Raw genomic sequence first — 13,565 nt, forward strand, 5'->3', positions numbered from 1 at the left:
GCCCCCATCGCCTTGTCGAGATACTGCAGGGGCTTTTCCATCACTTCAGTGGCCATTTGGATGCGTTTCCCTCTATCGGTCACCTTGGGGTGACATGATTCACGTTCTCGGCGTCAGTTGCCAATCTTGCTTATATCGGCCGCGCCTGTTTTGCGCGATATGGTGCTTAAAAGCCTCACGAAAAGGGCATGCCGAGAAGTTTGCGGCAACCGTTGCAGCGCCGCTGCGGTTGTCCATCTGCCTGACGGACACTAGTTTCATCTGGAACGGCACAATGGCGGAGAAATGACAGCATGGAATTCGGCGGCAAGTACCTCGTTTCGGCGCCCCGGCAAGCGGTCTGGCGGGCGCTCAACGACACCCAGGTGCTCAAGGCCATCATTCCCGGCTGCCGCCGTATCGACTGGACCGGCGAGACGACGCTCGAACTGGAGATCGAAGTCAACCTTGGCCTGATGCAACCGGTGTTCACCGGCGACCTCGAACTGCGAAACATCATCCCCGCCGCGAGCTATACCCTCGCCGGCAAGGGTCGTGGTGGGCTCCTCGGGAAAGCCGAGGCCGCCGCCGACATCGTGCTCTCCGATGCCGGAGAGCACACCCGGTTGGTGTTCACCGCTAATGGCGGCGCCGATGGCGGCATCATGAAGCTCGGCAAGTCGCTGATCGGCAATTCCGCCCAGAAACTCATCGACGGCTTCTTCGAGAAGTTCGGTGAAGCCATGGGTGTCGAGGTGAAGCCGATCGCTGGGTAGGGGCGGTTTTCGGCGCTGGCCACAACCTCCGCCGTCACCCGCGCTGGCCGGGAGCCAGTGCTATCTCTCATCGTCAGCAGTGCCGGGGCATCCCACTGGGTTCCCGCTTCGCGGGAATGACATCGCGTGTCGGTGCGCCGCCGCGCAACTAGGGAACTCCTAATCTCCGCCCGCCATAAACCTTCTCCGCACGAATTTTGCCCACTTGGTCAAAATTTGCGCAGCTCCCTCTTGCAGAGCGCCGGTTTGCAGGATTGTATTCCTCCCAACGCGCCGGGCTGTCAGGGCGGCATGTGCCGTTGCCGGACGCGATACAGGGAGACTGATCCATGAACTATTTTTCGAAGCGCATCACTGCGCTTGCGACCGGCGTGGCGCTGTCGGTGCTCGCCGCTGGTGCTGCTCTCGCCGACCCGGCCGTCATCTATGACCTGGGCGGCAAGTTCGACAAATCCTTCAACGAGGCGGCCTATAACGGCGCCGAGGCCTGGAAGAAGGAATCGGGCGGCAGCTACATCGACCTTGAACTGCAGAACGACGCCCAGCGCGAGCAGGCCCTCCGCCGCTTCGCTTCCCAGGGAGCCAACCCGATCGTGATGGCCGGCTTCTCGTGGGGCACCGCGCTCACCACCGTCGCCGCCGAGTTCCCGGACACCAACTTCGTGGTCATCGATGCGGTCGTCGATGCGCCGAACGTGCAGTCGATCATCTTCGACGAACATACCGGCTCGTTCCTCGTCGGCGCCATTGCGGCGCTGAAGTCGACCACCGGCACCGTGGGCTTCGTGGGCGGCATGGACGTGCCGATCATCCACAAGTTCTACTGCGGCTACCAGCAGGGCGCCAAAGCCGCCAAGGCCGACATCAAGGTCATCGAGAACTACACCGGCACCACCCCGGCCGCCTGGAACGATCCGGTCACCGCGGGTGAACTGACCAAGGCGCAGTTCGATGCCGGCGCCGATGTGGTGTTCGCTGCCGCCGGCGGCTCGGGCCTCGGCGTGCTGCAGGCTGCCGCCGATGCGGGCAAGTTCTCGATCGGCGTCGACAGCAACCAGAACTACCTGCATCCCGGCTCGGTGCTGACCTCGATGCTGAAGCGCGTCGATGTCGCCGTCACCACCGCGATGAAGGAAGCTGGCGACGACGCCACCTTCAAGCCCGGCATCACCGTGCTCGGCCTCAAGGAATCGGGCGTGGGCTATGCCCTCGACGACAACAACAAGGCGCTGATCACCGACGACATCAAGACCGCCGTCGACAAGTTCTCGGCTGACATCCAGTCGGGTGCGATCACCGTCCACGACTACACCGCCGACAACACCTGCCCGTAAGGTCCCCTCGCGTGACCGAACCCGTGCAGAACGGCGACACTCAGCAGCGGTCCCAAGGGGCCGCTGCATTTGAGCCCGCAGGCTCCGATCTGGCCATCGAGCTGATCGGCATCAACAAGCGCTTCGGCGCCGTGCATGCCAACAAGGATATCGACCTCAAGGTCCGTCGCGGCACAGTACACGGCATCGTCGGCGAAAACGGCGCCGGTAAGTCGACGCTGATGTCCATCCTCTATGGCTTCTACACCGCCGACAGCGGCGAAATCCGCGTCAACGGTACTCCGCAGGCCATCACCGACAGCCGCCACGCGCTGGCGCTCGGGATCGGCATGGTGCACCAGCACTTCATGCTGGTCGACAATTTCTCCATTCTCGAGAACGTCGTGCTCGGCGCCGAGAACAGCGCCATGCTGGGCCCCAGCCTCGACCGCGCGCGCAAGGAACTGACGCGCCTGGCCAAGGAATACCGCCTCGACGTCAATCCCGATGCCATCATCGAAGACGTTTCGGTCGGCACCCAGCAGCGCGTTGAAATCCTGAAGGCCCTGTATCGCGGCGCCGACGTGCTGATCCTCGACGAGCCGACCGGCGTTCTCACCCCGGCCGAGGCCGACGACCTGTTCCGCGTGCTCCGCACCCTGCGCGACCAGGGCAAGACCATTATCCTCATCACCCATAAGCTGCGCGAGATCATGGCCATCACCGACTACGTGTCGGTGATGCGTCAGGGCGCCATGGTGGATACACTCAAGACCTCGGAGACCAACCCCGAGCAGTTGGCCGAGTTGATGGTCGGTCGCCACGTCTTGTTGCGCGTTGAAAAGACCGCTGCCAAGCCGAGCGACATCTACCTCTCGGTCGAGAACCTCGTGGTCAAGGACGATCTTGGCGTCACGCGCGTTAAGGATGTGAGCTTCACCGTGCGGGCCGGCGAGATCGTCGGCATTGCCGGCGTCGCCGGCAACGGGCAGTCCGAGCTGCTCGAATCCATTTCCGGCATGCGCGACCAGGCGAGCGGCATCGTTCGTTTGAAGGGCACGCCACTGTCGCTCCAGGGCGACGATGGCGCTCATCGCGCCCGCAAGGCTGGTCTTGCCCACGTGCCCGAAGATCGCCAGCGCATGGGGCTGATCACTGCCTTCGAGGAGTGGGAGAACGCCATGCTCGGCTACGAGGATGACCCGGCCTATGGCAAGGGCGTAATCCTCGATATCGCCGCAGCGCAGGCCCAGGCGCGCGAGCGCATCAAGAAGTTCGACATCCGCCCCGCCAACGAGCGGCTGAAGACCGCCAATTTCTCCGGCGGCAACCAGCAGAAGATCGTGCTGGCGCGCGAGATGGAGCGCAATCCGGAGGTGCTGATTGTCGGTCAGCCGACCCGCGGCGTCGATATCGGCGCCATCGAGTTCATTCACAACCAGATCATCAAGATGCGCGACGCCGGCAAGGCGATCCTCGTCGTCTCGGTAGAGCTCGACGAGATCCGCTCGCTCGCCGACCGCATCCTCGTGATGTTCGACGGCCACATCGTCGGTGAGGCCGATCCGGCCACAGCGACAGAAGGCGAGCTCGGCCTGATGATGGCCGGCGTTACCGACAGGAAAGCAACCCCGGCGCGCGTCGCGGCCGAAGGACAAGGCTCATGAGCAGCGCCATCCTCAAACCGCTGCCGCGCTGGGCCGACGTGGTCCTCCTGCCGATCCTCAACCTGGCGCTGGCCTTCATCGTGTCCGGCCTCGTCGTCCTCGCCATCGGGCAGGATCCGCTGGCGGCGCTCAACGCCATCGTCACCGGCGCCTTCGGCAACGGCTACAATTTCGGCTACACGCTCTACTACTCGACCAACTTCATCTTCACCGGCCTCGCCGTGGCGGTGGCCGCGCATGCCGGGCTGTTCAATATCGGCGGCAATGGCCAGGCCTATATCGCTGGCCTCGGCGTCATCGCGGTGGCGCTGCCGCTGCAGTTCCTGCCGTGGTGGATCACTTTCCCGATCGCCATCGTCGCCGGTGCGGCGGTGGGTGGGTTATGGGGTTTCATCCCGGGCTGGCTGCAGGCCAAGCGCGGTTCGCACGTCGTCATCACCACCATCATGTTCAACTTCATCGCTGCCGCGATCATGGTCTACATGGTGGTGAACGTGTTGAAGCCGGCGGGCATCCTCGCGCCGGAATCCGCCATGATCGCCCCCGAAGGCCGCATGCCGAAACTCGGCGCCTTCATCCCGTGGTTCAAGAACACCGACGTCAACTTCACGCTGCTGCTGGCGCTGATCTGCCTCGTCGGGGCCTACATCCTGATCTGGCATACGCGCTTCGGCTTCGCGATGCGGGCGCTGGGCCAGAATCCGACCGCCACCCGCTATGCCGGCATGTCTAACAGCCGCATCATCATGATCGTCATGACCATGTCGGGGGCGCTCGCTGGCATGGTGGCAGTCAATCAGGTGGTCGGCGTGCAATACCGGCTGGTGCTCGATTACGTTGCCGATGCCGGCTTCGTCGGCATCGCTGTGGCGCTGATGGGGCGCAACCACCCGATCGGCATCCTCCTGGCCGCGCTGCTGTTCGGGGCGCTCTACCAGGGCGGCAACGAGCTGCAATACGTCATCCCGGGGTTGAGCAAGGAAATGGTCGTCGTCATACAGGCGCTGGTCATCCTGTTCACCGGCGCCATGGAGGGGCTGTTCCGCCCCGGCCTGCAGCGTGTGTTCATGACGCTCTCGCCCAGGCAGAAGGCCGCCGCCATCGAAGCCAACAGCGTCAAGTCGGGGAGCTGAGCCATGGATCTCGGCCTCATTCTCTCCACCCTCGATGCCACGCTCCGCCTGTCGACGCCGCTGCTGCTCGCCTGCCTCGCCGGGCTCTATTCCGAGCGGGCCGGGGTGTTCGACATCGGCCTCGAGGGCAAGATGCTGGCCTCGGCCTTCGCCGCCGCTGCGGTGGCTGCTGTCACCGCCAATGTCTGGCTTGGGCTGCTCGCCGGCATTGCGGTTTCCGTTACGACAGCGGGCCTCCAGGGCGCCGCCGCCATCACCTTGCGCGGCAACCAACTGATCGCTGGTGTCGCCATCAACATGCTGGCGGCCGGCCTCACCACCTTCCTCGGCATCCAGTGGTTCGGGCAGGGCGGTCGCACCCCGCAGCTGCCGGTGAGCGGGCGCTTCCAGAATATCGACCTGCCCTTCGCCGGTGAGCTGGCCGGCGTGCCGATCATCGGCCAGATCTATTCCGAGCTGATCTCGGGCCACAACATTCTGGTCTATGCCGCCTTCCTCGCCGTGCCGATCACCTGGTGGGTGCTCTATCGCACCCGCTTCGGGCTGCGCCTCCGCGCCGTCGGCGAGAACCCCAAGGCGGTAGACACCGCCGGCATCTCGGTCACCAAGCTGCGCTACCAGGCGGTGCTGATCACCGGGCTGCTGTGCGGCCTTGCCGGGGCGTTCTTCTCGATCGCCCAGGGCTCCGGCTTCGGCAACAATATGACTGCGGGCAAGGGCTTCATCGCGCTCGCAGCACTGATCTTTGCCAAGTGGAAGCCGGTGCCGGCAATGTTCACCTGCCTGTTGTTCGGCTTCCTCGATGCGTTGCAGATCCGCCTGCAGGGCGCCGAGATCTTCGGCATCGGCGTGCCGGTGCAGGCCATCCAGGCGCTGCCCTACCTGCTGACGGTAATCCTGCTCGCCGGCTTCATCGGCAAGGCCGTGGGCCCCAGGGCCGGTGGCGTGGCTTACACGAAAGAACGTTAGCGATGACCTCGAAGTCATCGCATCCCTCCCCCTTGAGGGGAGGGATTGAGGGAGGGGGTGGTGCAGTCAGCACCAGCGTCCCTCGCCACCCCCACCCCCCGCCCCTCCCCTCAAGGGGGAGGGGAGCCGAGAGATTTGAGCCATGCCCCATCCGCTTGACCCGCAACTCCTCGCTGCCGCCGAAGCCGTGCGGGCCAAGGCCTATGCCCCCTATTCGAACTTCCACGTGGGCACCGCCATTCTCGCCGATGACGGCAAGATCTATGTTGGCTGTAATGTCGAGAACGCCGCCTATCCGGTCGGCAATTGCGCCGAGCCCTCGGCCATCGCCGCCATGCTCGCCGGCGGGGCCAAGCGCATAAAACGCGTCTACACCACAGGGCCGGGCACGACGCCCGTCACCCCCTGCGGCGGCTGCCGCCAGCGCATCCGCGAGTTCGCCGACCAGGACGTGGTCGTCGTCTCGCACGGCATCGACGGCATCCCGCTGGAGCAGACCATCGCACAACTGCTGCCGCACTCTTTCGGACCCGAGTTTTTGGGCCGATAATGCCCCGCATGAAATCTGCCGCAAAACCGGCGTAAGACCGTTTCAGGCAAGGAGGCCACCATGGAACTTCGCGTCGTCGATCAACCGGCCGAGCCCAAGCTTGCAAAGAAGAAGCCCGTCGAGGCCGCAGCCTCGCATCGGCGCAATCCCGGCTTCCCGCTCGATCTCGATTGGGTCGAACGCGTGCGCATGAACCGCTCGGCGCTCGAGCGCCGCGCCGCGACGCTGCCGGCACGCCGTACGGTGAAGAAGGATTTCCAGGCCGCCTGGCTGCTCAAAGCCATCACCCTGATGGACCTGACGACGCTGAACTCCGACGATACCCCCGGGCGCGTCGAGCGGCTATGCGCCAAGGCCCGCCATCCGGTCCGGCAGGATATCATCGACGGCCTCGGCGTCGCCGACCTCGACGTGAAACCTGCCGCCGTCTGTGTCTACCACTCCTTCGTCAAGACTGCGGTCGATGCGCTCAAGGGCACCGGCATCAATGTCGCGGCGGTGAGCACCGCGTTCCCGCACGGCCTCGCGCCGCTCTCGACCCGCCTCGCCGAGATCGAAGCGTCGGTGGCCGACGGCGCCAACGAGATCGATATCGTCATCGAGCGCGGCATGGTGCTGCGTGGCGACTGGCAGGCGCTCTACGACGAAGTCAAAGCCATGCGGAAAGCCTGTGGCGACGCGCATATCAAGACCATCCTCGGCACCGGCGAGCTGGCGACGCAGACCAATGTCGCCAAGGCCTCGCTGGTCTGCATGCTGGCCGGCGCCGATTTCATAAAAACCTCGACCGGCAAGGAAAAGGTCAACGCCAACCTCCAGACCTCGCTGTCGATGGTGCGGATGATCCGCTGGTTCCATGAGGAAACCGGCATCGAGATCGGTTACAAGCCGGCCGGCGGCATTGCCACGGCCAAACTGTCGCTCGACTACATGGCGCTGATCAAGGAAGAGCTCGGCACCCACTGGCTGCAGCCGCACCTGTTCCGCTTCGGCGCCTCGAGCCTGCTCACCGACATCGAGCGCCAGCTCGAGCATACGCTGACCGGGCACTACGCCGCCGACTACCGGATGCCGATGGTCTAGGCCTGTGGCTCCCCGACCCCTCATCCGGCCGTTGGCCACCTTCTCCCACAAGGGGAGAAGGCCCGACTGAGGGGCCTCGATTCTATTGCCTTCCCCCCCTGTGGGAGAAGGCGCCCGCAAGCAGCAGACGGCCAAAGGCCGTCTCTGCGGGGCGGTTGAGGGGTCGCTTGGCAGAGCCGAGCGTCCGGAGCCATAGCGACGGACACTAGCAGGGCAACGTCCCTCGGGAGAATGAAATGAACAAAATCGCCGACATCTTCACCTCCCTCGATTACGGCCCGGCCCCCGAGTCCGCCGATGTCGCGCTGGCCTGGCTTGCCGCGCACGACAACAAGTTCGGCCACTTCATCGATGGCAAATGGACCAAGCCCGGCAAGATCTTTGCGAGCGAAAACCCGGCCAACGGCAAGATCCTCGCGCAGGTCACCGACGGTACGGCCGACGACGTCAACGCCGCGGTGAAAGCTGCCCGTGCTGCGTTCAAGCCGTGGTCGGCGCTTTCCGGCTACCAGCGCGGCAAATACCTCTATGCCATCGCCCGGCTGATCCAGAAGCATTCCCGCCTCTTCGCCGTGCTCGAAACCATGGACAACGGCAAGCCGATCCGTGAAAGCCGCGACGTCGATATCCCGCTCGTCGCGCGGCATTTCTACCACCACGCCGGCTGGGCCCAGCACCTTGAGCGCGAATTCCCCGATCACGTGCCCTATGGCGTCTGCGGCCAGATCATTCCGTGGAATTTTCCGCTGCTGATGCTGGCTTGGAAGATCGCCCCGGCACTCGCCGCCGGCAACACCGTGGTGCTGAAGCCCGCCGAGTTCACCTCGCTCACCGCGCTGCTGTTCGCCGAGATCTGCGACAAGGCGAAGCTGCCCAAGGGCGTCGTCAACATCGTCACCGGCGAGGGCGACACCGGCGCCGCCATTACCGGTCACCCCGATATCGACAAGATCGCCTTCACCGGCTCGACCGAGGTGGGCAAGATCATTCGCCGCGCCACCGCCGGCACCGGCAAGGGGCTCAGCCTCGAACTCGGCGGCAAGTCGCCCTACATCGTCTTCGACGATGCCGATATCGACTCGGCCATCGAGGGCCTGGTCGACGCCATCTGGTTCAACCAGGGCCAGGTGTGTTGCGCCGGTTCGCGCCTCCTCGTGCAGGAATCGATCGAGGAGCGCTTCCTCGAAAAGCTGAAGAAGCGCATGTCGACGTTGCGGGTCGGCGATCCGCTCGACAAGGCCGTCGACATCGGCGCACTCGTCGCCCCGGTGCAGGTCGAGCGGGTCCGCGACCTGGTCAAGAGAGGTGTCGCCGAGGGCGGCCAGCTCTACGAGCCCGATATCGATGTGCCGGGCGGCGGCTGCTTCATCAAGCCGACCCTGATCACCAACGTGTCGACCGCCAACACCGTCGCCAACGAGGAAATTTTCGGGCCGGTGCTGGTCGAGATGAGCTTCCGCACTCCCGAGGAAGCGGTGGCACTCGCCAATAACACTCGCTACGGCCTTGCCGCGACCATCTGGACCGAGAACGTCAACCTCGCTCTCGATATCGCGCCCAAGCTCAAGGCCGGCGTGGTGTGGATCAACTCGACCAACAATTTTGACGCCGCAGTCGGCTTCGGCGGTTACAAGGAGAGCGGCTTTGGCCGCGAAGGCGGCAGGGAAGGCATGGTCTCCTATCTGAAGGCAAAGTGGGAGAAGGAGCTGAAGCCGTTCGTCGCCGCGGCGTCCAAGGCCGGCAAGTCGGCCAACCCGCTCGATGACGAGGCGGGGATAGACCAGACCGCCAAGATGTACATCGCCGGCAAGCAGGCGCGGCCCGACAGCGGCTACTCTCGCCCCGTCCACGGCCCCTCCGGTGCGCTGGTCGGCGAAGTCGGCGACGGCAATCGCAAGGATATCCGCAACGCGGTGGAGGCGGCACGCGCCGCGCTCGGCTGGGCCACCACCTCCGCCCACAACCGGGCGCAGATCCTCTATTTCCTCGCCGAGAACCTCGAATACCGGGCCGACGAATTCGCCGCCCGCATCAAGGCGCAGACCGGCGAGGACGGCGCCGCCGAAGTCGCTGCGAGCGTCGAGCGTCTTTTCGCCTTCGCCGGCTGGGCCGACAAATATGATGGCGCCGTGCACAACCCGCCGCAGCGCATGGTGGCGACCGCCATGGTCGAGGCGCTCGGCGCCATGGCCATTCTCGCGCCGCCGTCGCGGCCGCTGCTCGGCTCCATCGCGCTGGTCGCCCCGGCCCTCGCCATGGGCAACACCGTGGTGCTGGTCCCCAGCGAAAAGTCGCCGCTGTCGATGACCGACTTCTACCAGGTGCTCGAAACCTCCGACGTACCCGCGGGCGTCCTCAACATCGTCACTGGGGAGAGCAAGGTGCTGGCCAGGACGCTCGCCGAGCACGACGGCATCGACGCCATCTGGTTCGCCGGCGACGCCGAAACCTCCGCCATGGTCGAAAAGGCCTCGGCCGGCAACGTCAAGCAAACCTGGACCAGCCGCGGCCTCTACTACGATCTGAGCGACAAGGCGAAGTTCGAGGGCGAGTATTTCCTGAAGCGTGCGACGCAAGTGAAGAACGTCTGGATCCCGTACGGGGCTTAATTGTGTGGCGCACCGGCAGTTGTGTGGGCGTCTCCCTCCCCATTCTTAGGGGGAGGGGACAGGGGTGGGGGTCGGCCAGCGCCGGAGCCAGAGCATGAGCACAATACGCGCGCGCCAGCTCCGCCGTGATCCCACCACGCCCGAGCGTCGGCTCTGGGCGATCCTGCACAGCTTCCGGGAACGTGGTTACCATTTCCGGCGCCAATACCCGATCGGTTCGTACTACGCCGATTTCGCCTGCATCCACGGCAAGCTAATCATCGAAGCCGATGGCGAAACGCACGCGCATCAGGTGGAGTACGATCGTGAGCGCGATGCCTTCCTCCGCTCCCGAGGCTTCCGGGTCCTGCGCCTGTGGAACAATGAGATCATGGACAACGCAGAGGGGGTGTACGAGGTCATTGCTCAAGCACTAGCCCATGTGCCCTCACTGACCCCCACCCCCGACCCCTCCCCCTCAGAAGGGGGAGGGAGGCCCCGACTGCGAAGGCAGCGCACCGGGCTCAAGGACCTGTCCGACCGCACCAGCTAGTAAGCTTGCATGAGTGATGACAGGGGGTCAGGCTGCACCGGCGGCCGAAGGAGTGGCTGCAATCCCCTTCCGCGGTATGAACACCGCCTCCAGCAGCGACAACAGCGCGATCGCCCCGACCATCGCGCCTGATGTCAGCACCACGCGCTGCACCACCACTTCAAAGGCGTCACGCGCGCCGAAGGTCGCCGACAGCAGCATCACCAGCGCCACCGAGCAGATGTACTGGTAGTAGAGCGGCCGGCCTTCGCCGGTTGTCATCTTGTCGATCAGCACGAAAGTGATCAGCGCGATCAGTGCCACCAGCACCGGAAACTGCGGCACCAGGTAGTAGACGGCCATGGCGCCCACCGCCACGACTGCGCCGACAATGGTGCCGCCGCCGCGGTCGACCAGCTGCTGCAGCCGCCCGCCGCGATCCGGCCCGGCGCAGATGAAGGCCAGCATGATCGGCACGATGAGCAGGTTCATGTCGCCGGCCGCATAGGTGGCGATCATGATCGGCACATAGACCGCCAGCCGGATCAGCAGTTCGGCGATGGGGTTTTCCGTCTCGAACGGCCTGGGCTGTTCGGCGTGGACACGGGCCGTCTGCGGCGGGAACAGCAGGTTGAGCACCACTGTGGTGACCCCGACGATCAGCCCGCCCGTCGCCATCGAGTCGCGGATCGCCACCAGCGCCTGGTCGCTATAGAGCACCGACATCGACATCATGGCGGGGAACACCGTCAGCATGACGCCGAGGCGCGAGCCTTTGAACAGCATCAGCCCGATTCCCGCCGCGGCCAGGGCGACGTTGACGATGACGAACAGCATCGGCTCGCTCACCGTCGCTGCCGCCAGCCAGCTGAACACGAAGGCCATGACCGGCAGCATGATCGGGCCCATGAACGAGCGCACGTTGAGGACGCCGCGCTGGTTCGACAGCAGGCTCATCCCCAGCACCACCGGCATCATCGGCTGGGTGACGCCGAGCGGATCGGCGAGGATGACGCAGATGGCCACGGCCAGCGCCGTGCGCAGCGCCAGGTACGGATCTTCATTGGGGTCGACGCGCGTCAGCTCTTCCATCTCAACCTCCTCAGTTGAGGCCCGACAGCAGGCCGCTGAAGCCCATCAGCCCGCGGGCGATGGCCGGCACGATGCCGTCATCCGGCACGATCAGCACGCTTGCTTCCGAGCCGAGCCGCACATTGCCGGGGAGCGCACTCATGTCGTCGATGGTGACGCGGACCGGGATCTTGCGGGCCGGCGGAAACCAGCGGGTATCGTTCGACGACTGGGCGAGGCCATTGGCCGTGGTGCGGCCGCTGTTGATGCCCCAGGCGATGCTCTCGACGCTCGCCTCGAACTGCTTGCCTGGCGCGGCCTCGAACATCACCACGGCCTTGTCGCCGGGCTGTACGTTGACCAGTTGGTTCTCGCGGAAATCGGCAATCACCATCTGCGTCTTGGGGTTGATGAAGGTCAGCGCCGGTGTGCCGGCGGCCACGAACTGCCCTTCCGCCAGCGACAGGTTGGACACATAGCCGTCGGCTGGGGCCACCACTGCGGTGTTGGCGAGGGCGAACTCAGCCTTGTCGACGGCCGCCTGTGCCGCGCGCACATTGGGGTTGTTGGCGTCCGCCGTGCTGGCCGACGCCTGGACCCGCTTGAGGTCGGCTTTCGCCGCCTCGACGTTGAGCGCCGCTGTCCTGGCATTGGCGTCTGCCGTATTGAATTTCGCCTGCGACAGCAGCCCCTTGTCGAATAGCTGCGTCGCGCGCTCCAGTTCCTGCTGCGCGATGGTCAGGGCGACCTCGGTCTGCGCCAGTTTGGCTTCGGCTGCCGGTACTGCCGCCACGCCTGAGGTCACGCTGTTCATCGCCTGGTCGAGCTGGCCCCGGGCCTGCGCCACGTCCAGACGGAACGTCGTGTCGTCGATCTCGAACAGCGGTTGTCCTGCCTTCACCTCGGCATTGTCGGCGATCAGCACATGCTTCACCGGTCCTGCGACGCGCGGCGCCAACTGCGTCACCTGAGCGGTGATCGAGGCGCCTGAGGCGAATGGCGCATAATGGTCGGCCAGCGGGTACCACGCGACCACGCCGCCCAGCGCCAGCAGCAGGCCCATGCCGAACAATTTCGCCTTCCTGCGGCTCTTGTTCGGCGCCTCGGTCGGCGCGGTCGTCGCGTCCGCCGTCAGAGCGGCGGGCAGGGGAGCCGGTGCGGGCTCCGTCCCCCGCTCCAACGGAATGCTTACCAGCTTGGCGTGGTTCGCGGCCCGTCCGATCGCCAGAAGCTCGGCCTTGTCCGCGCTCATCGCGTCTTTGTGGTCCATCGTCGCTTGTGCCTGTGCCATAGTCCGCTCCATTGGCTGCGTTCGTTTGATCTCCATCTAAGGCGGCCTATTTCACTTTGCAACAAAGATACTATGTTGCATAGCTATATTGCGCGTGAGGAATGTGAGCTTGGAACGAAAGCCCGAGATGGACGAGCTGCTGCGGGAACTGACTGCCGAGGTAACGCACGTCTACCGCTGGCTGGCTGAGCGGGCCGGCATCAACCACACCGATCTGATGTGCCTGTTCTTCGTGCGCTCGTCCGGCGGCCAGGCGACCCCCAAGGCCATCTCCCAGCACCTCGGGCTCACCACCGGCGCTACCGCCATCATGCTCAACCGGCTCGAGGCCGCCCGCTTCATCGAGCGCCATCCGCATCCGACGGACCGGCGTGGAGTGCTGATCATGCTCGGCCCTGCCACCGAGGAATCGGGCCTCCTGCAGCTGCGGGATTACGTGCTGCGGATGAACCAGCCGGTGATCGCGTCCTATTCCGAGGCCGAACTGGCGATCGTCCGCCGTTTCATCGGCGACATGCTGGCCAACACCCGCGATACTCTGCGCCAAAGCCGGCTCGACAAGGGGACGCCTGCAACGACGGGTGATTAGGGCGGAAACGAGCCAAACGACAGA

12 protein-coding genes are annotated in these 13,565 nt (G+C 65.0%); 10 read left to right on the forward strand and 2 right to left on the reverse strand.

What is annotated here, in order from left to right; translation table 11 throughout:
- Positions 1-293: 293 nt before the first annotated feature.
- From VGV07_RS00085 to VGV07_RS00125, 9 genes are all read left to right on the forward strand, one after another.
- Positions 294-755 (forward strand): CoxG family protein, encoded by a 462-nt coding sequence (locus VGV07_RS00085; protein ID WP_326866625.1) that lies wholly within the window; start codon positions 294-296, stop codon positions 753-755.
- Between the two features lie 329 nt (positions 756-1,084).
- A complete protein-coding gene (locus VGV07_RS00090) occupies positions 1,085-2,089 on the forward strand; it encodes a BMP family ABC transporter substrate-binding protein (protein WP_326866626.1) in 1,005 nt (334 codons plus the stop codon).
- An 89-nt stretch (positions 2,090-2,178) separates the two neighbouring features.
- Positions 2,179-3,735 carry an ABC transporter ATP-binding protein gene (locus VGV07_RS00095; protein WP_326866666.1) on the forward strand — a complete coding sequence of 519 codons (1,557 nt, stop codon included), beginning with the start codon at positions 2,179-2,181 and terminating at the stop codon, positions 3,733-3,735.
- The gene (locus VGV07_RS00100) at positions 3,732-4,868 is read left to right on the forward strand and encodes an ABC transporter permease (RefSeq protein WP_326866627.1); all 1,137 of its coding nucleotides are present in this window, start codon (positions 3,732-3,734) and stop codon (positions 4,866-4,868) included. Before VGV07_RS00095 ends, VGV07_RS00100 begins: the two co-directional genes overlap by 4 nt.
- Positions 4,869-4,871: 3 nt before the next feature.
- Positions 4,872-5,837, forward strand: a complete 966-nt coding sequence (locus tag VGV07_RS00105) for an ABC transporter permease (protein ID WP_326866628.1) — start codon at positions 4,872-4,874, stop codon at positions 5,835-5,837.
- Positions 5,838-5,979: 142 nt separating this feature from the next.
- Entirely contained in the window at positions 5,980-6,387 is a 408-nt protein-coding gene (locus tag VGV07_RS00110; RefSeq protein WP_326866629.1) for a cytidine deaminase, read from the forward strand.
- 60 nt (positions 6,388-6,447) lie between these two features.
- Positions 6,448-7,470: a deoxyribose-phosphate aldolase gene (deoC, locus tag VGV07_RS00115; RefSeq protein WP_326866630.1), complete on the forward strand. Its 1,023-nt coding sequence runs from the start codon at positions 6,448-6,450 to the stop codon at positions 7,468-7,470.
- A gap of 236 nt (positions 7,471-7,706) precedes the next feature.
- A complete protein-coding gene (locus VGV07_RS00120) occupies positions 7,707-10,079 on the forward strand; it encodes an aldehyde dehydrogenase family protein (RefSeq protein ID WP_326866631.1) in 2,373 nt (790 codons plus the stop codon).
- Positions 10,080-10,173: 94 nt separating this feature from the next.
- Positions 10,174-10,611, forward strand: a complete 438-nt coding sequence (locus VGV07_RS00125) for an endonuclease domain-containing protein (RefSeq protein WP_326866632.1) — start codon at positions 10,174-10,176, stop codon at positions 10,609-10,611.
- A 27-nt stretch (positions 10,612-10,638) separates the two neighbouring features.
- Here the strand turns inward: VGV07_RS00125 and VGV07_RS00130 are convergent, their stop codons facing one another.
- Together VGV07_RS00130 and VGV07_RS00135 are read right to left on the reverse strand one after the other, a co-directional pair.
- Positions 10,639-11,682 carry an FUSC family protein gene (locus VGV07_RS00130; protein ID WP_326866633.1) on the reverse strand — a complete coding sequence of 348 codons (1,044 nt, stop codon included), beginning with the start codon at positions 11,680-11,682 and terminating at the stop codon, positions 10,639-10,641.
- 10 nt (positions 11,683-11,692) lie between these two features.
- Positions 11,693-12,952, reverse strand: coding sequence for an HlyD family secretion protein (locus VGV07_RS00135; protein ID WP_326866634.1), 1,260 nt, complete (start codon positions 12,950-12,952; stop codon positions 11,693-11,695).
- A 109-nt stretch (positions 12,953-13,061) separates the two neighbouring features.
- On the opposite strand from VGV07_RS00135, the gene VGV07_RS00140 reads away from it, so the two are divergent.
- The gene (locus VGV07_RS00140) at positions 13,062-13,541 is read left to right on the forward strand and encodes a MarR family winged helix-turn-helix transcriptional regulator (RefSeq protein WP_326866635.1); all 480 of its coding nucleotides are present in this window, start codon (positions 13,062-13,064) and stop codon (positions 13,539-13,541) included.
- The last annotated feature ends 24 nt before the right edge of the window (positions 13,542-13,565 follow it).

The organism is Devosia sp. (assembly GCF_035944845.1).
Taxonomy (GTDB): Bacteria; Pseudomonadota; Alphaproteobacteria; order Rhizobiales; family Devosiaceae; genus Devosia_A.